Consider the following 21,866-nt stretch of genomic DNA (forward strand, 5'->3'; position numbering starts at 1 on the left):
TCCTTTCTGACGTGTTTAGCGTGTTTTGCCGAGCTGGTGAACCTTCAAGCGCTGGGAACGCCGCTTAGCTGATCTGTTCCTGGGGCCCAGTATTGGAACGGACGTAGAGGATGCGGTCGCCGGGCTCCACGGTCTCGGCTTCCGAGGAGTCGATGCGGTAGAGCTCGCCGGAGCGAACCACTCCCAGCACCACGTCCTCCAGCACGCGGGGGTTGCCGCCCACCTCTTCTTCGAGGACGATGCGCTCAGCAATTGAGAAGCCTTCGTCTGGGCTGAGCAGGTCTTCCATCATTTCGGTCACGGATGGGGTGACGGTCGCTAGGCCCATGAGTCGGCCTGCGGTTTCTGAGGACACCACCACGGAGTCGGCGCCGGATTGGCGCAGGAGGTGGGAGTTATCGGACTCGCGGACGCTGGCCACGATGGTGGCGGACGGGGCGATCTCGCGCACGGATAGTGTCACGAGCACGGCGGTATCGTCCTGGTTTGGCGCCACGACCACCGCGCGAGCGCGGTTGACCCCGGCGAGTTTGAGCACGTCAGAGCGGGTGGCGGTGCCGTGCACGGTCACCAGCCCCTTGGCGCTGGCTTGGTCGAGCACTCCCCGGTCCGTGTCGATGACGACGATCTGGGAGGGCGATACGCCGTCCGCCAGCAAGGCCGTGATGGCGGAGCGCCCCTTGGTGCCGTAGCCGATCACGATGGTGTGGTTGCGCATGTTCTTCCTCCAGCGCCGGATCATGAGGGTCTTGCGGGATTCCTCGGTGAGGACGGACAGCGTGGTGCCGACCAACAGGATCAGGAACAGGATCCTGGCTGGGGTTACCACAACGGTGTTGATGAGCCTGGTGTGCTGCGTGATGGGGGCGATGTCGCCGTAGCCGGTGGTCGATAGCGACACGGCCGCGTAGTAGATGGAGTCCAGCAGCGTGTCCATGTTGGAGTAGCCATCCCGGTCCACGTAGGCCAGGATCGCCACAATGAACACGAGGATGAAGGAGTAGAACATCCTCCGGATGATCAGCCACCACGGGCTTTGCACCTGCGTGTTGGGAATCTGGACAACGTTCAGAAGGGCGTGAGGTGGGAGCTCATCCACCTCATCGTCTGCGCGAACGCGATCGCGCATCCTATCCCGCATTTACTTGCTCTCCCTTTCGCCCAGGATCTCCTCTAATTCCTCCGCTGTGGGTAGTGTACGCGGTTCGAACGTTTCGTTAAACGCAACGTAGTGGAAGGCCGCTCGAACGTTGTCCACCGGCACCTCCACCCCGAGCCGGTGGCTGAGGACCTTGGCCCACGCGAGCCGGTACACGGCCAGCTGCATAGTCGCGGCTTCGAGTTCCTTGCCCACGGGCTTGCGGCCGGTCTTCCAGTCCACGATCATCCAGCCGTCGCGGGGGTCATCGGAGAAGTGGAACACCGCGTCAATGCGGCCTTCGAACACGCGCCCGCCCAGGGTGACGGAGTAGGCTCCCTCCACCTTGTCGGGCTGCCGGTCGGCCCACTCCGATTGGAGGAATGCGTCCTTAAGCCGTTGCAGCTGCGGATCCTGATAGGTCGCGTCGGCCGCTCCGGGCAATTGCTCGTCGTCCAACAGGGAGACGTGGTCATACCGCTGCTCAACCCAGTTGTGGAAGGCCGTTCCGCGTTTTGCGAATGGTTTGGGTTCGAGCGGCACGGGCCGCCTCTTGCGCTTGGCGAACTCCTGCTCGTTGGCCCGCAGGGCAACCATCTCGGTGGCGGTCAGCCTCACGTCGAGGTTCACGTCCACGGTCGCTCGGGTGCTCTGGTCGAGCTCGTGCAGCAGCAGTTCGGTCTCTTCGTCCCAGGCCTGCGCCTGCGTGGGTGTGGCCTTATTATCCGAGTTATCCGAGTTATCCGACGCCGCTACGCCTGCATCACCCAGAGCCTTCTCCTCGGATGCGTCGGGAATGAGGCGTTCAACAATATCCCTGGCTTCGTCCGCTCCTGGTAGCCGCTCGAGGGCGTGGCCACGCGGCCAGAAGGCCTCCCCGGCGAAGGCATCCTCGATCTCACGGGCTTCCCTGTCCTCTTGGTAGTCCAGGCGCCGCCCGTTGACCTCCGGGGTGGGCAGCATGAGCGAGTGCTCGCGCGGCAGTGGGTCCTTCTCCCATTCCTTGTCCAGCTTGGCGTAGGTTTTGCCGAGCTCCGACCAGTGTGCGATGCCCTGCCCGTCGCGGTTCTGCTCCAGGTAGTTGCGCATGAGCACGAAGCACACCGCAGGGTCAACGCCCTTCTTTCCGGTGGAAAACGCCGAACCGGATACCAACAAGACCCGCTCGGTACGGGTGATGGCCACGTAGAAGACACGGTCCGATTCCTTGGCCCGAAATTGCTTGAGCTCGTGGACGAACTCCTTGACCGCAGTCGTGTGTTTGCTCCGGTCTTCCACCCCCGAGATGTCGAGCACCGGCATCGGGGCGGAGTGCTCGTCCGGCTCAGCGTCTCCACGTAGTTCGGTGGGCAGCTGATCGGCAGCGCTGACCCACGTGCTGTCCCGCGCGTTGACCTGCATCGCATCTTCATACTGGTTGCGGTTGGCGTGCGGTACCGCCACGATGTCCCATTCCAAGCCCTTGGCCTTGTGCACGGTGAGGATCTGCACCGTATTGGTCTTGGCGACCACTTCCCCGGGTTCCAGGCCGGACTCTTGGTCGTGTGCGGCTCGGAGGTACTCCACCAGGGCAGTGGGGCTTGCCGAAGAGATCTCCGAAAACTCGCGGACGATGGTGGCGAACTTGTCGAGGTGGCTCGTGCCTAATCCAGCGGAGGGGTCGCGGTACCAGCGGGTGAGCACCTCGGTGCGCACGCCCATCATGCGTTCAATGTCCGAGATGAGATCCGGTAGCGGCTTGGACAGTGAATTGCGGCGTAGGTGCCCCAGTTCCGCGGAGAGTTGAGAGATGCGTTCGGCACCGTTCTCACTCATTCCCATGTCGCGGGCGTCGGAGACATCGGCGAGGGCGTCGGCAAGCCCCACCCCGATCTCGCTGTCATCCGGGATGAGCTTAAGAACCTGGTCCACGAGGTGATCGGGGTAGCCTTCGAGGCCGTACTCCTGAATCTTCTCCTCCCGCCGCTCGTTGTCTATCGCAGAATCGGCAGCAGAGTCAGCTGAACCAGAGGAGTCCTCAGCCTGTCCATGGGAGCCTCGCGCCGCGACTTGTTCGGCGCGCTTGGCGAGAATCATCAGGTCAGCCGCGCCGATGTTCCACCGCGGCCCGGTGAGCAATCGCAGCAACGCGACGTCGTCGGAAGGGTCCACAAGAACGCGCAACGCTGCGTACACATCGGCTACTTCAGGCAGATCCAGCAGGCCCGGCCCGGCCGTCATTTCGGCGGGCACTCCGCGTTCACGAAGCTTCTCGAAGATCGGCACCGCCTGCTTGTTCTTGCGAATGAGCACGGCGGCCGAGAACGGCTTGATGGTGCTGGGGTCGGTGGCGGCCTTGCGCTGATTGTCGTAGTCCTGCCACAGCTGCTGCAGATTGTCGGCGAGCCAGGTGAGTTCTTCGTCTTCTTCGTCAAAGAACGCGAGCGACACCTCCCCGTCACCGGCACCGGGTCGGGGTTCGAGGGGTTGCACCATGCGCCGGCCCTCCATGGACCAGCCGGAGACCTCGTTCGCCAGGTTCAGCACTCCTGCGGGGTTGCGCCAGGATGTCGTGAGCTGAAGCTTGTCGGCCTCGCAACCGGTGGAGCTGCGGAAGTCCTGCCGGAACTTCTCCAGGTTGGAGGCCGTCGCGCCACGGAATTGGTAAATGGACTGCATGGGGTCACCCACCGCGGTGACCGACAGCGCATCATCCTGCCCGTCGCCGAACAGCCCCCGAAGCAGAACGCGCTGGGCATGCCCGGTGTCCTGATACTCGTCGAGCAGCACCACCCGGAAACGGCGGCGCTGCTGCTCTCCGACCATGGGCTGGCGGGTCACCACGTCTGCGGCCAGCGACATCTGCTGTCCGAAGGTCATCAGGTTTCGATCCTCTAGGGCCTTGCGGTAAGCCTCCACAAGACCAACGAGCTGCACGCGTGCTTGTTGGACGTCCATGAACTTCACGTGGTCATTCGTGAATTCCGTTCGTGCTCGCGACGATCGTGGCAGGTTCTCGAGGTTATCCTTTGCCGCCAGCGAGGCCGCAACGACTTCCTCGGACGAGGCTAAGTGGTTATCCATTTCGGAGGCGAGCTTCCGCAGACGCTCGATCAGGGTCGCTTGGGAAATCCCCAGCGACATCTCGCCGGTGTAATTGCGCACCACGTCCCGGGCGAGCATCCACTGTTCGGCGTCGCTGATCAGCCGCCCGGTCGGCTCGATGGGAATGAGCAGTCCGTATTCCCGGACGATATCGCCTGCGTAGGAATCGTACGTGGACACCGTGGGGGCGATGGTCGCCAGCGCTGCCCGGCGCGGATCCGAGGCAGACAGAGTGTCCATGAATGCGCTCTGCGCCAGCGTCTCCAACCTCCCGCGGACGCGTTCACGCAGCTCAGCAGCGGCCTTGCGGGTAAACGTGAGGCCCAGCACCTGCTCGGGCAGCACAAAGCCGTTGGCCACGAGCCACACCACGCGCGCCGCCATCGTTTCGGTCTTGCCGGCGCCTGCACCGGCCACCACGAGGAACGCCCCGTTGGCCGGCGCGCTGATCACGGCCGCTTGCTGGTCGGTCGGCGCGTACTGCTGCCCGAGGAGCTGGGACAGCTCGGCGGGTGAAATCACCGGCGCATCGGGGGCCGCGTAGGGGCGGTGGTTCATCGGGATGTCCTTGTGTGTCATCGTGGTCGCCATTTACACGACCTGCTTTCCCTCGGGCTGTGCCGGGCACAGCAGTCTTACGGAACAGTGTTGGCAGTGGTCCCCGGGCAGAGCGGGGAAGACGGGCCCGGCAGCGTGGGGAGCCAGCTGCAGGACGCGCTGCCGGAACTGCTCGGTGGTGTCCTCGCTTCGCGCCCCTTGCTGGCGAATGGTGATGGCCTTGCTCTTGTAGCGCGGGTACACCAGCGCCGCCCCGGCCGCGTGACCGCGGTGAGGATCCATGGTGACGAGGAATTGGTATGCCTCTAGCTGCGGGCTGTTCTCGGCCGTCTCCCCGCTCACGGCAGTGGCACCAGTCTTGAAGTCGTAGACATACGTGTCCGCCGTCTCCGTCTGCTCCCCATCACCGCCGCTGGTGGTCATGAGGTCGATCCGGCCACCGAGCATCACGGTGATGCCATCGTCGGTCTCACCGACACAACCGGTGAGCTTCTGTTCCGTTTCCAGGGTCGTGGATCCGTCTTGCAGGGAGGTGATGAAGCCGTGCAGTTTGTCGATGCCCTCGCGCCACTCATCCTGCAGCTGCGTGAGCTTCCACTCGGGTTCCTCGCTGATCGCCGCCAACGCGGTCGACATCAACGAGTGCGCATCATCCACGCTCAATCCGTCCACGATGGCCTCCGCGATGGCGTGGACCAGGATGCCGATCCGCATCGGCTCCGTATCCTCGGCAACTCCGCCCTGGTTTTCCAGGAAGGTCCGCAGGGGGCATTCCTCGAGCGACTCGAGCCTCGAGGGGCTCAGCCAAATCTGGTTTTCACGGATAATGGGGCGTTCGCAGCTCGGATCGGCACTCCCCCACCACTGGTCCGGCGCGGCTCCGTACACCCCTGCTGCGGCCAGTTTGGCCAAATTGCGCGCGGCGGCCTGCCGCTCGTGCCCGGGACGAGCGGTGTCCATCACCGCATCCCGAAGTTCGGCGATGAGTGGTTCCACCGCGAGCACTCGCGGCAGGTGGTCGCGGTGGTCGGATCGCTCCGCGTCGTCAGGCTCGGCGCTGTCGCCGTTGATCGACGCCACCACGGGCGCAACGTCCTTCAGGAATCTCGAGGGCACCAGGGCTTCCTCCCCGGAGCTGCTTACGTAGGCCAAGAGAGTCTTATCCGTGGCGCGACTGATTGCTAGCAGGAACAACCGCCGTTCCTCGTGCACGGCATCGGCCATGCGCGAGATGGGCGTCCCCGGTTCGATTCCCCGGTCCACGAGATCGACGAGCTCGAGCTGCCCGAACAATCCTCCGACCGTCGGGCCGGCCGGCCAGCTGTCTTCCTGCAATCCGGTGACCACCACGAATCGCCACTGCCGACCGGCGGCGGCGTGTGCCGGGAGAATCTCCACGGCGTGGGGAACCTCGCCGCGGCGGTCGCGCCCGCCGGTGGGCAGCTCCTGGCTGCGCACTTCTCGCACCAGGCTTGAGACTCCTGCCTGGGGATTTCGTTCCGCGAAGTCTCCGGCGAGGTCAAATAGGTTCATGACCGCATCGAGGTCCTGGTCCGCCTGTGCGCCCAGCGTGCCGCCGCGTAGGGCGTGCGCCTGCAGGCGGGTGGATAGCTGCGTGGCCTGCCAGATCTTCCACAACACCATTTCCGAGCTCAACCGCTCCCGCACGGCCTCGCGACCCGCAGTGAGCACGGCTTGGAGGCGTTCCACCACGGTGATCTCGCGGGGACCGAAGAACTCCGCGACCCACTCGTAGCCGCTCGGGTCCACGAGGTAATCCGCGAGCAGGTCCGCTGCCTGCGGCGGGCGCCCATCGTCGCGCTGGGGCAGTGTCCTCCCCTCGGCACGGGCGCGTCGTATCGCCCGGGCGACTGCCCGCTGCACCCGTCGCACCATCACCGGATCGGCGCCACCCACAGGGCTTTCCAGGAGGTCTTGGACCTCCGCAGCCGTGAGACTGCGGTAGCTCGCTTCAACGGCTAGCAGCAGTGTCTTCACCAGTGGTTGCTCGGCCAGGACCACCGCGGTGGGATCGATGGTCACGGGAACGTCGTGGTTCATGAGCACCCGCCGGAGCGCTGGGATGTCGCCTGTGCTGCGAACGATCACAGCGATGTCTTCCCAAGCCACGCCGTCGTGAAGATGTGCGCGGCGGATTGCATCGGCGATCTGCAGGTGCCGAGCGGTGAGGGTGGCGGCCTCGGTCATCTCAATGCTGGGGCTCTGCTCGTGCTCGCTGCCGCGCAGCGGCACCCGCGTGCTGCTGGCCGGCAGCTCCGCCCGCACGGCGTTAACGGCCTCCGCCGTCTCCGGCGCCAGTCGGTGCGAGGCGCTGAGCACCACCCGGTAATCATCGTGTGCAGCGTGGCGGTCAAGGAAGTCCTCGCTCGCGCCACGGAAGTGGAACACGCACTGGTCGGGATCGCCCGCGATGAGAGTGCGCACGCCCGGCACCATGAACGATTCGATGAATGCGGCGCTGGCAGGATCCAAGTTGTGCGCGTCATCCACAAGGATGAGCTTCACCTTGGCGCGCTGGTCCTCGACAATGCGCTGCCCCTCGGGGCTGTCGAGTGCCGCAAGGGTGGCATGCAAAAGCTCGGAGGCATTGAGGTTGTCTGCCACACCGAGGCGCTGTACCTGGTTGAACTCCTCCAGGAAGTGCCCGGCTGCCTGCCACATCGGGCGGTGAAAACGCTCTCCATAATCCACCAAGTCCTTAGCGGAGACGTTGCGCTCCGTTGCGCGCAAAATAAAGTCGCGCAGTTGGCGAGCAAACCCCACATAGCTCAGAGCGGGGACCACGTTCTCCGGCCAGTACCGGTTACCGTCTTGCGCGGTACCAAGCAATAACTCGCGGATCGCCATGTCGTGTTCGGCACCCGTCATCAATCGCGGGGACGACTCCCCAGCGGCCGCGCGGATGGCCCGATAGAAGGCGAACGCCCACGAGTGGACGGAGCGCACCACAGAACCCGTGCTGGCGTAATCATCGTCGCCCGCCAAGCGCGCGAAGATCTGCGCCCGCATCGCCGCCGCAGCGTCCTTGGACGGAGCGAAGAACATGATGCTGTCGGCGGAACCTCCCGCCACGATGTGGCGCACAGCGGCCTCCACAAGCACAGTTGATTTGCCGGTGCCGGGGCCACCGAGGACCGCGTAGGGGCGCTCGTAATCAATTTCCCGAGCACCTTCGACAAGCGCCTCCACGAGACCCGAGAACTGGGGAACATCTCCCCTACTTACCGCGGGCGTCCGAACGAGCCGCACCTGTGGATCCAGGGTGCTACCAACGCGCTTGTCTAGGGCGCTTTTCACGGCATCGGCTTCCTCACGCTGTGCATCCACTGAGTTCGGCTGGTTCGTCGCAGTCATGGTTCTAGTGTGTCATGTCAATGAGACACCGTCCCGCGGATCGTCCGCAGGTGTTCGATTTCTGCGGATTTTTACCCGCGTTCGGTGCCTGAGCCACCCGAGTCATCTGCGCCATCCCCGGCATCAGCGCTATCGCCGCCTGCACCAGCCTCAGCGGCATCGTCCGCCTCCCCAACGGACTCATCCCCAGCGCCCGCAGCTTCAATCCGCGCGGCCACCACGTCGGCCACACGCGCCAGGCCCTGCCACGCCCGGGGATTGGAATTGGGAAGCATCGCGTGCAGGAACAACCGATACAGCACGGCGCGCAGGGCCAGCTGGTCGGCGTCGGGAATATGCGACCACCGATCCAGCATGGCATCCGGTGCATTGCCCCAGGCCATGGTGTCCACGATGAGCAGCGCGACCGTCCAGCCGGTCGGGTGCCATGCCGGAACGAAGTCCGTGACAATCGGGTCCGCAGTGCCGTCAAACATCGTGCAGCCGGCCATGTCCGCGTGGACAAGCTGGTCGGCGTCGTCAATCGGCTGGCGCAGCTCCACCATCTCGGCAGCCTTGGCCAACGCCCGCCCCACGTCCTCGCGTGGCACGGATTCCGGATCGAGGGCCGGGGATACCCAGCGCGTAGGGTCGTCGTCGAAGGCAGCCGCGTCGGCTGCTGCGTAGATGTCGGCTTCCGTCCACCGCCCACTCAGCGCGGGCGGGCGCAAGAAATCAGGGCGCCGCTCCCCACGTAGGGCCTCGTTGAGGCGCAGTGCCGCAGCCGCCATCTCATCGAATCGTGGGGCAGGGTGTCCGGAGATGAACGTCCGGGCGCGCCACCCGCTCACACTGAAGCGGCCATCGGAGGAATAGATCGGTCGCGAGACCGACACTCCCGCCGGCCGCATCTTCGACATGATGGAGGCAACCCACGCCGCCCGCCCCGGCTCATCGGCCCGAGAAATGACGGCCCGGTCGCAGCGCCACCCGTGGCTCCATTCCTCGCCGAGTTGCACGGCCTTGGCACCGGGCACCTGAAAACCGGCCAGAATGTGGGCGGGTGGCGCATCGGTCAAAAAGCCAGTGGGGCGAGACGAACGGACACTCATGGCTGTCTACTATCGCTGATCGTTCGGCCGATTGGAGGGAGACACACCGGCCTCCTGCGCCTCGCGCTGACCGTTGCCATTGCCCGCCCCATACGGGAACACCCATGAGTTCGGGCGGCAGGTGAGGTCGTTGTCGGCGTAGGACTCCTCCGGGTTGATGTCGTACAGCTGCTTGTTGTTCAAGCTCAAGGTCTGCTGCATCATGATCGGTGCCAGCGCCCCTGCCTTCTCACAGGGCTGGTGCGCCGCGTAGCCGATGCCGTGACCCACCTCGTGGTTCACCATGTACTGGCGGTAGGCCCCGATGTCCCCATCGAAGGGCGAAGCGCCCCGGATCCACCGAGACTCGTTGAGCACCACGCGGTTGCCGATCGGCATGTAGCAGCTGGTCTCCATCTGGTAGGAGTTACCGCACACCTCGTGCGTGGTCTGGGTGGAACTCAGCTGAATGCGCAGATCGGGCTTTTCCTTCGAATCCGCAGCGATGTGCCGGAAGGAAAACCGGGGGTCACCGATCCACGATTTCGGGTTCGCCAGCGTGGCATCAACCACCGAAGCGAACGCATCGTCGCCGCCGAACTGCCCCGGGTTGATGCCCTCTTCCACCTCGATGACGTAGGTGTATTCCTCTTTACCCTTGCCCACCTTCGGGCCGGGCGCGCCCACGGTGCGGTACTTGCCGGTTCCCTTACTGGTGAACGGCCCGCCTGGAGGCAGCTCGCCGATTTTGAGGTGCGAATAGTCGCCCTTGGGCGTGGGGCTGTCGCTGCGCTGCGGCGCGTCAGAGTTGCCCGCAGCAGCCGGTGTTGCGGTGTTATCCGCGGTCGCGTCGGAATCCCCGAGCCCCCGCAGCAGCGTGGTGAGCACCAGCAGCGTGACCACGGCAATCGCGCCGGCCATCACCAAGGTGCCCCGGCTCCAGCCACCGCCACCGCTACCATTCGCGCTGCTTCGCCGACGCCGCCCCTGGTATCCCCGCCCGCCTGAGTACGGATCACGGCCACGCGAAGAAGCGCCCTCTCTGCTCGGTGGCAGGGGGCGCCGCGATACCCGAGGGGCCTCGTGCTTGCCGTTGTCGGAGCGTCGGTTCGTGGCCATGAAGTGCTCTATGTACCTTGCGTCGGGGAAAACTCTCGAACGTGCTTAGCGGATGAAGCCCACGGAGTGCTTCGTCTCCGGGCCCACCTCAACGTAGGCCACCTCGGAACGCACCAGGATGTAGCGAGAGCCCTTGGCCCCCTCCAGCACGGTGGTGGCGTGATCGTCGGTCTGGCTCAGAAATTCTTCCAGCTGGCGCACGATCTCGTCCTGGCTCTTGCCATCACCTTGTTCGGTGTTCTCGGTGCTAATGACGAGCTCACGAGTACTACGCGCAAAGCCAATTTTGATCTGCATGAGAGGCGCTACCTGTCCTTTACTTTTCAGAGTGCAGTAATGTGACCATCATAGCTGTAATTACCGACCGTGACGGAAAGGCGGTTGCACGTGGCCCACGGCGCTCATGATCCTCAGGGCTCCTCGGCGGGGGCTCCCCCGACATTCGCTGAGCTGGGTGTAGCTGCGGAAATCGTCGATGCGCTGGCGGAAAAGGACATCCTTCGTCCCTTCGCCATCCAGGAGTACGCGGTGCCGATCGCCCTCGGCGGACAGGATCTCATCGGCCAGGCTCGCACGGGTATGGGCAAAACTCTCGGTTTCGGCATCCCCGTTGTTGATCGGGTTTTCGACGACGCCACAGTCTCCGCACCCAACGGCACGCCACGGGCCCTCGTGGTGGTACCCACCCGGGAACTTTGCCTGCAGGTTACCGACGACATCGCACTGGCAGCGCGCTATGCCACAGTCCCGGTCGATCCCAACGCCCCGGGCGTGCATACTCCTGAGGGCTCCGGCGAGAAAACCCGTCCGCTGTCGGTGCTCTCCACCTACGGCGGCGTGGGCTTCGACAGGCAAGTGGAGGCCACCCGCGCGGGCGTGGACATCATCGTGGGCACCCCCGGCCGGCTGCTGGATCTTTCCCGCCAGAAGCTCCTCGATCTCTCGACAGTCGAGATCGTGGTGCTCGATGAGGCCGACGAGATGCTGGCCCAAGGATTCCTCGAGGATGTGCAGGACATCCTGGCTCTAACAAACCCGCAGCGGCAGACGATGCTGTTTTCCGCAACGATGCCCGGCCCCATCCTCGCTTTGACCCGCACGTTCATGAACCACCCGGTGATGATCCAGGCCGATAACGCGGCCACGGAGGCCACGCACTCCACCACCACGCAGATCGCCTTCCAGTCGCACAAGATGGATCGCATGTCCGCTTTGTCGCGCATCCTGCAATCCCCCGGGCGTGGGCGCACCATCGTATTTGCGCGAACCAAGCGGCAAGCAGCAACGGTGGCCCAGGACCTCGCGGCCCTCGGGTTTAAGGTCGGCGCAGTGCACGGCGACATGAAACAGCCCGATCGTGAAATCTCGCTCAACGAGTTCCGCACCGGCTCGATCGACATCATGGTGGCCACGGACGTTGCGGCGCGCGGCATCGACGTGGACGATGTCACCCACGTCATCAACTACCAGGTCCCCGACGACGAGCGCACCTACGTGCACCGCATTGGCCGCACGGGCCGCGCTGGGCACACGGGAACCGCCGTGAGCCTCGTCGGCTGGGACGAAGTGCAGCGCTGGAACGCCATCGACGATGCGCTGAACCTTAACCTTGCCAATCCCCCGCAGTGGTTCTCCTCGAGCCCGGAGTTCCTTGACCGCTTCGACCTGCCGGAGGACATCACCGATCGGGTGGGACCGCGCCGGCACGTCCGCGGCGCGCAATCCGCCACCGCCCCCGCACGAAAGCGCCCACCCCGGTGAGCAAGCACCACCGCAGCCTCTTCCAGCCCCCGGAGCGTCGCACGCGCGCGGATCTCGCGGTCACTGCGGCAATCGCGATCGGTGCCGTGGGCCTTGGCCTCGCCACATGGTGGGGATCGGACGCCCGCGATGCGGACCTGCAGGTCTACTCCCCCAGGACCCAGTGGTCAGACAACGTCTCGGCCAGCGCCCAGCCGATGCCGACTGCGGTCGAACAGGCCTGGTCAGCCCCCACGAAGACCCGTGGGTTGTTGGTGGATGCTCGGGGTGGCGTCGGGATAGAAAAGGCCGACGGGACGTTTGAGATGCTCGACGCCGACAGCGGCACCCCGCTCTGGTCCTACCACCGGTCCGAGGCGTTGTGCGCGGCCGCCATCGTGTGGGACCAAGCCAACCTCGTGTACGAGGGACCGAAGGGCTGCGGCCAAGCGGTGAGCATCAAGGCCGCGACCGGCGAGTACGAGGCGACCCGCGACGCGCTCGCGCCCCAATCAGTGGACGTGTTCCACAGCCGGGACAAATTGGGGCTTATCTCCCCGAAGACCGTGGAGCTGTGGCGCTCGGATCTGGTGCGGACCGTGATCGTTGGTAACCAGGAAGCACCCGCGAAGCCTAACCTGCAGGAGCACCCGGAGTGCACGTTCACCTCGGCACTAACCCGCACGTCGCTGCTCGCGACCGCCCAGACCTGCCCGGGCCAGGAAAAGAAGCTCGTGCGTCTGCTCAAGACGGTCCCGAAGGAATCCGATCAACCGGAGAAAATCCACGAATTCACCGTGCCCGCCGGCAGCGAACTGGTGGCCATTGGCCAGCAAGCGGCGGTGATCTACATTCCCGGCAACGGCCAACCCGCACGGGACCCCGCCGATAACCTCGGCGCGCGCTTCCAGGTGCTCAACAAGGACGGCACGTTCCAGCAGTATCCGGCACAGGTCGCCCCACCCTTGCAGCCGACCCCCGGTGGCCCGGAGGGGATCTACGAGCCGCAGACCGCCGACCTGGCACACAATATGACCTGGTTCGACGGCGCACGGCTCGTGGCCTTCAAGCCCGGCTCGATGGAGCCAGATTATGTGGTGGAGGGCGCCTTGGGCACGGGTGCGTCGATGGGCCAGCGGCTGCTCGTACCCACGGCGGAGGGTATCGCGGTGGTGAACTGGACTACGGGCAAGACCGAGCGAACCATTCCGGTGGATCGCGGCGGCTACGCAGGCCCGGTGACACTGCGCGTTGCCGGAAAGACCCTTGTGGAGCAGCGCGGGGAGCAGATCGTGGCGCTCCGAGCAATCGCGTAAGGCCGCGCGGTGGTGGTGCGGTGGTCTAGGATGATCCGGGTGGACCTTCTAGTCATCTCCAACCTCAATTCGACCAGCATCACGGAGCGTTCGATGCGCCGGGTCATTCCCACGCTGGTATCGATACCCGGGGTGCACGTGACCGCGCATTTCACGCAGTACAAGGGCCACGCGCAGGAGCTCGCGGCCCAGGCGAAGAAAGATGGCCGCGACGTGGTGGTGGTCATCGGCGGTGATGGCACCGTCAACGAGGCCATCAATGGGCTCGTGGACGCGGAAGCGACGCCCGGAGCAGAATCGGATACCGCATCAGATTCAGAGCACATGCCCCTGCTGGGCGTGGTGCCCACGGGATCCGCGAATGTGTTTGCCCGCGCGCTCGGGTTCTCGGCCACGCCCCGGCATGCCGTAGAGCAGCTCGCCGAGGCCATCAAGCAACGTTCGGTGCGCCGCGTGGCGCTGGGAACGTGGAAGGTGCCGGAGTCCACCGAGGGCAAGCGCCGCTTCTTCGTGGTTAATGCCGGGTTTGGCCTGGACGCAGACGTGATCCGCTACATGGAGGAATACCGCTCGGACGGCAGCGCGGCCACGCCATTGCAGTACATGATCGCGTCGCTGAAAATGTGGGCACAGCTGCTGCGCTATCCGCCGAAGATTGCGGTCTCGGCGCGCAATAGCTCCGATTCGTTGGAGCTGACGGACATGCCGGTGGTGTTTGTTTCACACTCGGATCCGTGGACGTATCTGGGCCCTTTCCCTGTGCGAACCAACCCGGGGTGTGGTTTCGATGACGGTCTGGGATTGTACGCACTGCGCAATACTGTGGGGGTGCGGCCGCTACTGGCGATCATGAGCCTGTTGTTCCCCTCGCTGCGGAGAGTTTCCTCCTCGCAATTTGTGAGCTTCGCGGGGGCGAGCACGGCACGGTTGGCGCTGAAGCATTCCGATTCCGAAGACGATCCGATTCGCGGGTTCCAGGTGGACGGCGAATATGTGGACCTTGAGGAGTATGGCGGAGATCCGGAGCATCCGCAGGTGGAGCTGGGGGTATATCCGGAGGGCATTGAGCTTCTTGCCCCGGTCGCGGTGCCAACCCGGCGTTTCCGACGCCGCCGCTAGCCACCAAGTTAGGTTCCCCTAATTCATAACGTGGCAGGGTAAAGCTGACACAACACTTTCACCAAATCGTTTTTGTGTGACGTTCGTCACTTTTTTCCCCTAGGTCTAGCGCGATTCCCAGAATCGTGCCATTATCGTCCAAGTAACCGCTAAGGGACCGGCAGGTTAACACAATCTAAACGGCCCCTTAACCTTGACGAGAAGCTGCCGCTTGATTTCCTGCGGGAATAAGCCCACCACGTCGTCAACCACCACGCTCACCAGCTGCATCCTCTGGCGCATGCCATTTTCTCACCTCGAATTCGAGGTTGGGTCTTGTGCGCTCGAAAAACGGGTGACAGCCGGCCCCAGGGTGGATTTACGTGACAAGCAACTGCCAGAACATCGCTGCACTGCGCCCAGCACTGCGCGTGGAAAGACGATGTTCGCACCGACTGAACCGATTAACTCGACTGACTTACCACTAGAAGGGACCCCACCATGGATTGGCGCCACAAGGCAATTTGCCGCGACGAAGACCCCGAACTGTTCTTCCCCGTCGGAAACTCCGGCCCGGCCCTGGCTCAGATCGCCCAGGCCAAGCTGGTCTGCAACCGCTGCCCCGTTTCTCGCGAGTGCCTGAGCTGGGCTATCGAGTCCGGCCAGGACGCCGGCGTGTGGGGTGGCATGGCTGAAGACGAGCGCCGCGCACTGAAGCGTCGCAACAACCGCGGCCGTCGCACCCGCACCCGCGTGACTGTCTAAGGACAACTCAACCACTTTCACGACGCTTCAACCGCGCCCCGCACACCACGGGGCGCGGTTTTCGCAATTGTTTCCCTTGACCGTTAGACTAAAGCGGTTAAAAGATGTCCCCCACCCACCCAAAGGAGCTGCAATGAGCAAGCGTGGCCGCAAGCGCAAGGACCGTCGCAAGAAGAAGGCTAACCACGGTCGTCGCCCCAACGCTTAAGCGTTGACCAGGTACCAGCAAAGCCCCATCACCACTGGCTCGATTCCAGTGATGATGGGGCTTTGTTCGCTAGCGCGCTAGCCGCGCTCCACTCGGTACTGCACCCGGAGTTGCCGCGTGATTCTCGTGCGCAGCTCCACGGGCGCCTGCTGGGAACAACAGCTGCGCAGCAACTGCCGCACCTGCTGCTCGATTCCCAGCTGCTGCAGGCATGCCGGGCATGCATCCGCGTGGGCCTGTAGTTTCGCACGAGCCTCCGGCGATCCCCCGCCGTCGACATATTCATAGAGTGCGTCTAACAGGTCCTCGCAGCGGACCTTCGAGACGTTTTTTGGATCTTCTAGCATCGCGTTGACCTATCCTTTCTGTCCGCTGTCTGCTGTTGCGACCGGTTGAGCCTTCTTCTGTGCCGGTTTCTTCGCCGTGGAACGCCCCGGCTGCGCGCCCAAGCCCGTGTCAATGCCGTGCTCGGCTGCCACGTCCTTGAGCTTGGCTCGCAGTTGCTTGCGCCCGCGGTGCAGCCGACTCATCACGGTGCCGATGGGCGTGTCCATGATCTCGGCGATTTCCTTGTACGGCAGGCCCTCGACATCCGCGTAGTAGACCACCATGCGGTAGTCCTCGCCCAGGCTCATGAGCGCATCCTGGATACGCTGGTCCGGGATGTGCCGCAGCGCTTCGACCTCGGCGGATTCCAGGCCCACCGAGTCGTGCTTGGCCGTTTCGGCCTGCTGCCAATCGGTCATGTCTTCGGCGCTGGATTCCGCCGGGCGGCGCTGTGCCTTGCGGTAGTTGTTGATGTACGTGTTGGTGAGGATGCGATACATCCACGCCTTGAGGTTGGTCCCTGGCTTGTAGCTTCCGAAGGCTTGGTAGGCCTTCATGTACACGTCTTGAACCAGGTCCTGCGCGTCCGCGGGGTTGCGGGTCATCCGCAGCGCTGCACCATACATTTGGTCCAGCAGCGGCAGCGCTTCTGCTTCGAACCTGGCCAACAGTTGCGCGTCGCTATCGTTGCTGCGCTTGGGTGTGGGAGCCATGGTCTCCTCTCTACGGGTGGGTCCTACTCGGTTCCAACGGGTGATCCCGCCAGCTTATTCCAGAAGCGCGGGGCTATTGTTCGCCACGTTGCCCACCGCTGTGCTGACCTTCCGGCTGGTGAGCGTTCGGGTCGCCTCCATATTCGACGCCGCAACGAACCCCTTCCGTTCAGCATCCGGTGCGTCGGACAGCCAGAAATCCATTTCGTCTCCCACGAGGATGCGTGGCATGCGGTGGTGGAGCCACTGCAGATCAGGCAGCGCCTCCGTGGTGATGATCGTGCCGTACAGTACCCCGTCGATGGCTGTGCAAAGGCCCGCCATGAACAGCGGCGAGCCGTCCTTGTTGGCGGTGAACCAGGGCTGCTTGCGGGTGCCATCCTTGGTCCATTCGTACCAACCGTCCATGGGGAAAGCGCACGGGAGGGAACCGGCGAACAGGGGTTTGTCGTAGGCCGTTTCCCCGCGGGCATTAAACACGGTTTTTGGTGGATAGCCCCAGGTTGCGGGGCCGATGGTGGGCACGTCTTTGAACGTGCGCACGATGGGCACCACGTGGGTGGGGGCCACATTATAATTTGGTTTCGGTGCGCCCCGGTCGGCGCCGACTGTGTTCACTTGTTCGGCGTGAGTGCGGCTTTTTATGGCCGCGATGATCTGTTCCGGGGCGGAGAATAATACGTATCGGCCACACATAGTGATCCATTATCCCCCTGTGATAGCCCTGTGATCGCCTTTGCGGTCGCACAAGTGACAGAATAGGAAGCATGACTGAACTACTTTGGCCTGCCCCAGTGGTCGCTGAGCCCGTAGAGGCGTCGGTATCGATACCTGGCTCGAAGTCCATCACCAATCGGGCTTTGATTCTGGCAGCGTTGGCCGATGGGCCATCGACGATCCACGATGCGCTAATCAGCCGTGATACGGAGCTGATGATGCAGGCGCTGCGTGCTTTGGGCACGCAGGTCAGGGAGGACGGCACCCAGATCCATGTGGTCCCGGCCGATGAGCTGCACGGCGGCCAGATCGATTGTGGCCTCGCCGGCACGGTGATGCGGTTCATGCCTCCTGTGGCGGCGCTGGCGAAGGGAACGGTGGAGTTCGATGGCGATCCGCAGGCGCGGCGCCGCCCGATGGCCACCACGCTGGATTCCTTGCGTGCGCTGGGGGCGGATGTGGAGGTCTCCACGGAATCGAACCCGCAGGGGCTGCCGTTCCTCGTGCGCGGCACGGGTTCGATTAAGGGCGGGGCGGTAACGATCGACGCTTCCGCATCCTCGCAGTTCGTCAGCGGTTTGCTGTTGGCAGCGGCCCGCTTCGACGAGGGGGTGCATGTGGTGCACGAGGGCAACGCGTTGCCCAGCCAGCCACATGTGGAGATGACCGTGGCGATGCTGCGCGAGGCCGGGGTGCTGGTGGATACCTCCTTTAATTCGTGGACGATCCACCCCAGCAGCATCAAGGCTCGTGACTGGCGGGTGGAACCGGACTTGTCCAATGCCACGCCGTTCATGGCCGCCGCGGCTGTCACTGCGGGCACGGTGCGGGTGGAGAATTGGCCGCAGTCCACTACTCAGCCCGGTGACCAGTTCCGCCAGATTCTGCAGGATATGGGCGCGGACGTGGAGTTCGATGCACACACCAACGAGCTCATCGTGCGCGGAAACAAGTCGCTGCAGGGCGTGACGTGGGACATGCACGATATCGGCGAGCTGACCCCCACCGTCGCGGCAGTGGCCGCGCTAGCGAAGACACGCAGCCACCTATACGGCATTGCTCACCTGCGTGGGCACGAGACGGACCGGCTGCAGGCCCTCGCGGATAACATCAACGCTCTCGGCGGCAACGTCACCCAGACGGACGATGGGCTGATCATCGAGCCCGTTCCCCTAGAGGGCGGCCGCTGGGCATCGTACGCTGATCACCGCATGGCAACCGCAGGCGCCATCCTGGGCCTGCGCGTCCATGGCATCGAGGTCGAGGATATCGACACCACAGCTAAGACCCTGCCTGGATTCCGTCGCCGCTGGGCGCAGTTCCTGGGCCAGGAGCGGTAGCGCCTATGGCTCGAGGACGCGGCAACTGGGACGAATCAGACATTAAGGTGCGGCCGGGCAAGGGCTCGCGCCCGCGCACCAAGGAGCGCCCCAAGCACAAAGACGCCCGCTTCGGCATGGTTGTCTCAAAGGACCGGGGGCGCTGGGGTGTGGTGCTCGACGACGCGGATGGCGGCACCCAGGTGACGTGCATGCGCGCCCGCGAGATGGGCCGCACCCCCGTGGTCGTGGGCGACCGCGTGGGCGTCGTGGGCGATACCTCAGGGCGCAAGGACACGTTGGCGCGCATCGTCAAACTGGAAGAGCGCAGCAGCGTGCTGCGCCGTACGGCGGACGACACGGATGCCTACGAGCGCGTCGTCGTCGCGAACGCCGACTATCTTCTGATCGTCACCGCCGTGGCCGATCCCCCGCCCCGGGCCGGGTTCGTGGAGCGTGCCCTCATCGCCGCGTTCGTCGGCGGGCTCACTCCGCTGGTCTGTCTCACGAAATCAGACCTCGCCGATCCGCAGTCCTTCGCCGCAGAATTCAGCGACCTCGACGTGAAGGTGCTCCTCACTGGTGTGGACAACCCCCTCGAGGATCTCAACGAGTACATTACCGATCACGTCAGCGCCCTCGTGGGACACTCCGGCGTCGGCAAGTCCACGCTGGTCAACCGCTTGGTGCCCGACGCCGACCGTGCGACGGGGGAAGTGAGCGGCGTCGGAAAAGGTCGGCACACATCAACACAATCGGTGGCGCTACGGTTGCCCGAGGGCGGCTGGATCATCGACACCCCCGGTATCCGGAGCTTCGGGCTGGCACACGTGGAGCCGGACACGATCATCGACGTGTTCGAGGATCTCCGCGAGGTCGCCGAGGATTGCCCGCGCGGCTGCACGCACATGGGCCCGCCCGCAGATCCGGAGTGCAAGCTCGACACCCTCGAAGGTGCGTCCGCCCGCCGCGTCACGGCCGTGCGCAAGCTCCTGGAGGCGCTACGCAGCAACAATGAGTGGGAGATGTAACACAACACCCATCTCGTTTTTTATCCAAAACAACCACATGCCCCGCCTCTGTTCGCTACGTTCCTGGTACCTGACGTTTACTAATTGGGAATGGAGGCGACCGTGGCGACCACCACTGAGCACCCGGAAAGCATTAAGAAGTGGAAGGTCATTGGCCCAGGCCTCGTTGCCGCTGCCACCGGCGTGGGCGCCGGAGACCTCGTTGCCACCCTCATCGCCGGTCAACGCTACGGATACGCCCTGCTGTGGGCGGCCATCGTGGGCGCGATTATGAAGATCTGCTCGTAGAGGGCGTAGGCCGCTACAGCCTCTCCACCGGTCACACCATTTACACCGGCTGGCGCAAGCTCGGGCCATGGACGTCCTGGTACTTCGCCCCCTACATCGTCATCTGGGGCTTCGTCTATGGTGCCGCGGCTATGTCCGCCACAGCCATGCCGCTCGCAGCACTCTTTCCCGCCATCGATCTCAAGGTCTGGGCCATCCTCACTGGACTACTGGGATTCGTCCTCACTTGGGTGGGGCGCTACTCTTTCTTCGAAAAGCTCATCGCCGTCCTCGTGGGCATCATGTTCCTCACCGTCGTCGGCATCGCCACACTATCCCTGAGCCACTTCCCCGAGATCATCGGTGGACTCGTTCCACGGGTTCCCCACAGCGCCGGTGTCTACGTCCTGAGCTTGGCCGGCGGTGTGGGCGGCACAATCACCCTGGCCGCCTACGGCTACTGGTGCCGCGAAAAGGGCTGGCGCTCCCCCGCGTGGATGCGCGTCATGCGCCTCGACAACTCCGTGGCCTACATCGTCACCGGAATCTTCGTTGTCGCCATGCTCATCCTGGGAGCTGACCTCCTTTACAGCAGCAACATCGCGTTGGAAAAGGGGGATAAAGCCCTCCTCGGGCTTTCCAACGTGCTCGCCGACCGCTACGGGCAGACCATCGGAAACATCTTCCTCATCGGATTCTGGGCCGCAGCATTCTCCAGCGTTCTCGGCGTATGGAACGGTGTATCCCTCATGTTTGCGGACTACATTGGCCACCTCAAGAAACTGCCGGAAAACGACGAGTCCACCCGCGTGGGCGGGCGCTACTACAAGTGGTACCTCATCTGGTTGACCTTCCCGCCCATGATCCTGCTGTTCATGAACAAGCCCGTTGCCATCGTATTGCTGTACGGGGTGCTCGGGGCCCTCTTCATGCCCTTCCTCGGTTTCACGCTGCTCCTTCTCCTCAACACCAAAGCAACTCCCAAGGAATGGCGCAACGGATGGTTCGCAAACCTCATGATGGCTGTCATCTCGTTGGCGTACGTAGCCATCTGCGTCAACGAGATCATCAAGCTCTTCTAGACCCCTCACATGAGGTCAACGAGGAACGGGAGCTCCTTCGCGTCGTACCAACTCATTAGGTTGTCTTCGCAATCCCCCAGCGCCATCTCCGCGTCTTCGTCACCCAAGTCAGCGGCGTCGATGACCTCCATTGCCGCTCGAGTGGCCTCTTCAGCTGCGGCGTCGTCCACATGAATAGCGGCGAGCTGCTTGACCGTGAACACGGGAGGATCCAGGCGCACCACGGACTCCCCATCTTCCGGGGCGTAGTTAATCGCGGAATCATCCAGGTCCACACTGATGACCACTCGGCGGTGCGGGAAGCTCTGCTCGTCCCCGATGGTGAGCAGGCGCAGCGATGCTCGCGCGGCATCCAGAAACGCCGTGTATGCCAGCTCCTCTTCGTCCCCGCCGGTGTAAAACTCACGCACCGCCGGGGTGAGGGCGAAGCCCACGCCCGAGCGAGCCGGGTGCTGCCCCTCCTCAGCGAGGGTCTTGAGCATGTCGAACGTTGCCGGGATGTAGACGCGCATGGGTTAGAACTCCCCCTCGAGGCCGAACAGGCCCGTGATCTCCACGACCGCGCGATCGAACTGCTGGTAGTACACGCCGATGAGACCGGCATCCACGGCACCGCGCACGTTAACGATGGAATCGTCGACGAGCACCAGGTCGTTCTGCGGTAGATCCAGCTTCTCCGCGGTAATGGCAAAGACTTCCTCACTGGGCTTTTCCGCCCCCACCTCGCCGGAGAGCACCACGGTGTCCACGTAGCCGTTTTCCTGCCACTGCCGGATCGGCGCGGCACCCTCCCCCCCGGGGTCGTTGGACAAGATGGCGGTGGAAATACCCTCCGCCCGCGCAGCGGTCAACAGCTTCCGCCAGCGGCGACGGTCTTCCTCCGCGCCATCCAAAACACCGCAATAATCTACAACTAGTCCACGCATGCTTACATTCTGG

General features: G+C 64.0%; 20 protein-coding genes. 9 read left to right on the plus strand and 11 right to left on the minus strand.

Translation table 11 applies throughout. The annotated features are described in order from the left end of the window. Positions 1-64: 64 nt before the first annotated feature. The 6 genes from LA343_RS10650 to LA343_RS10675 form a co-directional block, all read right to left on the minus strand. A complete protein-coding gene (locus LA343_RS10650) occupies positions 65-1,141 on the minus strand; it encodes a potassium channel family protein (protein ID WP_025403318.1) in 1,077 nt (358 codons plus the stop codon). Next, positions 1,142-4,813: a UvrD-helicase domain-containing protein gene (locus LA343_RS10655; RefSeq protein ID WP_224209165.1), complete on the minus strand. Its 3,672-nt coding sequence runs from the start codon at positions 4,811-4,813 to the stop codon at positions 1,142-1,144. Beyond that, positions 4,814-8,155, minus strand: a complete 3,342-nt coding sequence (locus tag LA343_RS10660) for an ATP-dependent DNA helicase (RefSeq protein WP_025403320.1) — start codon at positions 8,153-8,155, stop codon at positions 4,814-4,816. It abuts the gene before it with no gap. Positions 8,156-8,226: 71 nt separating this feature from the next. Next, a complete protein-coding gene (locus tag LA343_RS10665) occupies positions 8,227-9,246 on the minus strand; it encodes a TIGR02569 family protein (RefSeq protein WP_039910962.1) in 1,020 nt (339 codons plus the stop codon). A gap of 9 nt (positions 9,247-9,255) precedes the next feature. Next, positions 9,256-10,344: a DUF3152 domain-containing protein gene (locus LA343_RS10670; RefSeq protein ID WP_224209166.1), complete on the minus strand. Its 1,089-nt coding sequence runs from the start codon at positions 10,342-10,344 to the stop codon at positions 9,256-9,258. Positions 10,345-10,389: 45 nt separating this feature from the next. Further along, on the minus strand, positions 10,390-10,641 hold the full coding sequence (locus tag LA343_RS10675) for a DUF3107 domain-containing protein (protein WP_025403323.1): 252 nt from the start codon (positions 10,639-10,641) through the stop codon (positions 10,390-10,392). Positions 10,642-10,731: 90 nt separating this feature from the next. Between LA343_RS10675 and LA343_RS10680 the strand changes: the two genes are divergently transcribed. The 5 genes from LA343_RS10680 (at position 10,732) to LA343_RS11880 (ending at position 15,471) form a co-directional block, all read left to right on the plus strand. Further along, a complete protein-coding gene (locus tag LA343_RS10680) occupies positions 10,732-12,105 on the plus strand; it encodes a DEAD/DEAH box helicase (protein WP_025403324.1) in 1,374 nt (457 codons plus the stop codon). Continuing rightward, positions 12,102-13,400 carry an Rv3212 family protein gene (locus tag LA343_RS10685; protein ID WP_025403325.1) on the plus strand — a complete coding sequence of 433 codons (1,299 nt, stop codon included), beginning with the start codon at positions 12,102-12,104 and terminating at the stop codon, positions 13,398-13,400. The genes LA343_RS10680 and LA343_RS10685 overlap by 4 nt, the downstream gene beginning before the upstream one ends. Before the next feature lie 39 nt (positions 13,401-13,439). Continuing rightward, positions 13,440-14,519, plus strand: coding sequence for a diacylglycerol/lipid kinase family protein (locus tag LA343_RS10690; protein WP_025403326.1), 1,080 nt, complete (start codon positions 13,440-13,442; stop codon positions 14,517-14,519). Between the two features lie 480 nt (positions 14,520-14,999). After that, a complete protein-coding gene (locus LA343_RS10695; RefSeq protein ID WP_025403327.1) occupies positions 15,000-15,263 on the plus strand; it encodes a WhiB family transcriptional regulator in 264 nt (87 codons plus the stop codon). Between the two features lie 133 nt (positions 15,264-15,396). Beyond that, complete coding sequence (locus LA343_RS11880; RefSeq protein WP_374957137.1) at positions 15,397-15,471, plus strand: 50S ribosomal protein bL37; 75 nt, start codon at positions 15,397-15,399, stop codon at positions 15,469-15,471. 77 nt (positions 15,472-15,548) lie between these two features. On the opposite strand, the gene rsrA is transcribed toward LA343_RS11880, so the two are convergent. Genes rsrA through LA343_RS10710 form a run of 3 tightly spaced genes read right to left on the minus strand, consistent with a single transcriptional unit; the run spans position 15,549 to position 17,207 of the window. Continuing rightward, positions 15,549-15,818, minus strand: a complete 270-nt coding sequence (gene rsrA, locus LA343_RS10700; RefSeq protein WP_025403328.1) for a mycothiol system anti-sigma-R factor — start codon at positions 15,816-15,818, stop codon at positions 15,549-15,551. 9 nt (positions 15,819-15,827) lie between these two features. Then, entirely contained in the window at positions 15,828-16,511 is a 684-nt protein-coding gene (locus tag LA343_RS10705) for a sigma-70 family RNA polymerase sigma factor (RefSeq protein ID WP_025403329.1), read from the minus strand. A 54-nt stretch (positions 16,512-16,565) separates the two neighbouring features. Next, entirely contained in the window at positions 16,566-17,207 is a 642-nt protein-coding gene (locus LA343_RS10710) for an SOS response-associated peptidase (RefSeq protein WP_025403330.1), read from the minus strand. 71 nt (positions 17,208-17,278) lie between these two features. Between LA343_RS10710 and aroA the strand changes: the two genes are divergently transcribed. The 4 genes from aroA to LA343_RS10730 all read left to right on the plus strand — a co-directional run bounded on the left by aroA (position 17,279) and on the right by LA343_RS10730 (position 20,927). Continuing rightward, the gene (aroA, locus tag LA343_RS10715) at positions 17,279-18,568 is read left to right on the plus strand and encodes a 3-phosphoshikimate 1-carboxyvinyltransferase (protein ID WP_025403331.1); all 1,290 of its coding nucleotides are present in this window, start codon (positions 17,279-17,281) and stop codon (positions 18,566-18,568) included. A gap of 5 nt (positions 18,569-18,573) precedes the next feature. Further along, a complete protein-coding gene (gene rsgA / locus LA343_RS10720) occupies positions 18,574-19,578 on the plus strand; it encodes a ribosome small subunit-dependent GTPase A (protein WP_025403332.1) in 1,005 nt (334 codons plus the stop codon). Between the two features lie 102 nt (positions 19,579-19,680). Then, positions 19,681-19,866: a hypothetical protein gene (locus LA343_RS10725; protein WP_224209167.1), complete on the plus strand. Its 186-nt coding sequence runs from the start codon at positions 19,681-19,683 to the stop codon at positions 19,864-19,866. After that, entirely contained in the window at positions 19,824-20,927 is a 1,104-nt protein-coding gene (locus LA343_RS10730) for an Nramp family divalent metal transporter (RefSeq protein ID WP_224209168.1), read from the plus strand. Before LA343_RS10725 ends, LA343_RS10730 begins: the two co-directional genes overlap by 43 nt. Before the next feature lie 5 nt (positions 20,928-20,932). On the opposite strand, the gene LA343_RS10735 is transcribed toward LA343_RS10730, so the two are convergent. After that, positions 20,933-21,439 carry a DUF6912 family protein gene (locus tag LA343_RS10735; protein WP_025403333.1) on the minus strand — a complete coding sequence of 169 codons (507 nt, stop codon included), beginning with the start codon at positions 21,437-21,439 and terminating at the stop codon, positions 20,933-20,935. Positions 21,440-21,442: 3 nt separating this feature from the next. Beyond that, entirely contained in the window at positions 21,443-21,853 is a 411-nt protein-coding gene (locus LA343_RS10740; RefSeq protein ID WP_025403334.1) for an HAD family hydrolase, read from the minus strand. Between the last annotated feature and the right edge of the window lie 13 nt (positions 21,854-21,866).

Origin of the sequence: Corynebacterium falsenii (genome assembly GCF_020099275.1) — a bacterium.
GTDB lineage: Bacteria > Actinomycetota > Actinomycetes > Mycobacteriales > Mycobacteriaceae > Corynebacterium > Corynebacterium falsenii.

What these genes read in the sequence shown, in the direction of transcription:
- LA343_RS10675 (WP_025403323.1), bottom strand. Translation starts at nt 10,641, where the DNA reads ATGCAGATCAAAATTGGCTTTGCGCGTAGTACTCGTGAGCTCGTCATT.
- LA343_RS10695 (WP_025403327.1), top strand. Translation starts at nt 15,000, where the DNA reads ATGGATTGGCGCCACAAGGCAATTTGCCGCGACGAAGACCCCGAACTG.
- LA343_RS10710 (WP_025403330.1), bottom strand. Translation starts at nt 17,207, where the DNA reads ATGTGTGGCCGATACGTATTATTCTCCGCCCCGGAACAGATCATCGCG.
- rsrA (WP_025403328.1), bottom strand. Translation starts at nt 15,818, where the DNA reads ATGCTAGAAGATCCAAAAAACGTCTCGAAGGTCCGCTGCGAGGACCTG.
- LA343_RS10735 (WP_025403333.1), bottom strand. Translation starts at nt 21,439, where the DNA reads ATGCGCGTCTACATCCCGGCAACGTTCGACATGCTCAAGACCCTCGCT.
- LA343_RS10650 (WP_025403318.1), bottom strand. Translation starts at nt 1,141, where the DNA reads ATGCGGGATAGGATGCGCGATCGCGTTCGCGCAGACGATGAGGTGGAT.
- LA343_RS10705 (WP_025403329.1), bottom strand. Translation starts at nt 16,511, where the DNA reads ATGGCTCCCACACCCAAGCGCAGCAACGATAGCGACGCGCAACTGTTG.
- LA343_RS10740 (WP_025403334.1), bottom strand. Translation starts at nt 21,853, where the DNA reads ATGCGTGGACTAGTTGTAGATTATTGCGGTGTTTTGGATGGCGCGGAG.
- rsgA (WP_025403332.1), top strand. Translation starts at nt 18,574, where the DNA reads ATGGCTCGAGGACGCGGCAACTGGGACGAATCAGACATTAAGGTGCGG.
- LA343_RS10660 (WP_025403320.1), bottom strand. Translation starts at nt 8,155, where the DNA reads ATGACTGCGACGAACCAGCCGAACTCAGTGGATGCACAGCGTGAGGAA.
- LA343_RS10655 (WP_224209165.1), bottom strand. Translation starts at nt 4,813, where the DNA reads ATGGCGACCACGATGACACACAAGGACATCCCGATGAACCACCGCCCC.
- LA343_RS10670 (WP_224209166.1), bottom strand. Translation starts at nt 10,344, where the DNA reads ATGGCCACGAACCGACGCTCCGACAACGGCAAGCACGAGGCCCCTCGG.
- LA343_RS10665 (WP_039910962.1), bottom strand. Translation starts at nt 9,246, where the DNA reads ATGAGTGTCCGTTCGTCTCGCCCCACTGGCTTTTTGACCGATGCGCCA.
- aroA (WP_025403331.1), top strand. Translation starts at nt 17,279, where the DNA reads ATGACTGAACTACTTTGGCCTGCCCCAGTGGTCGCTGAGCCCGTAGAG.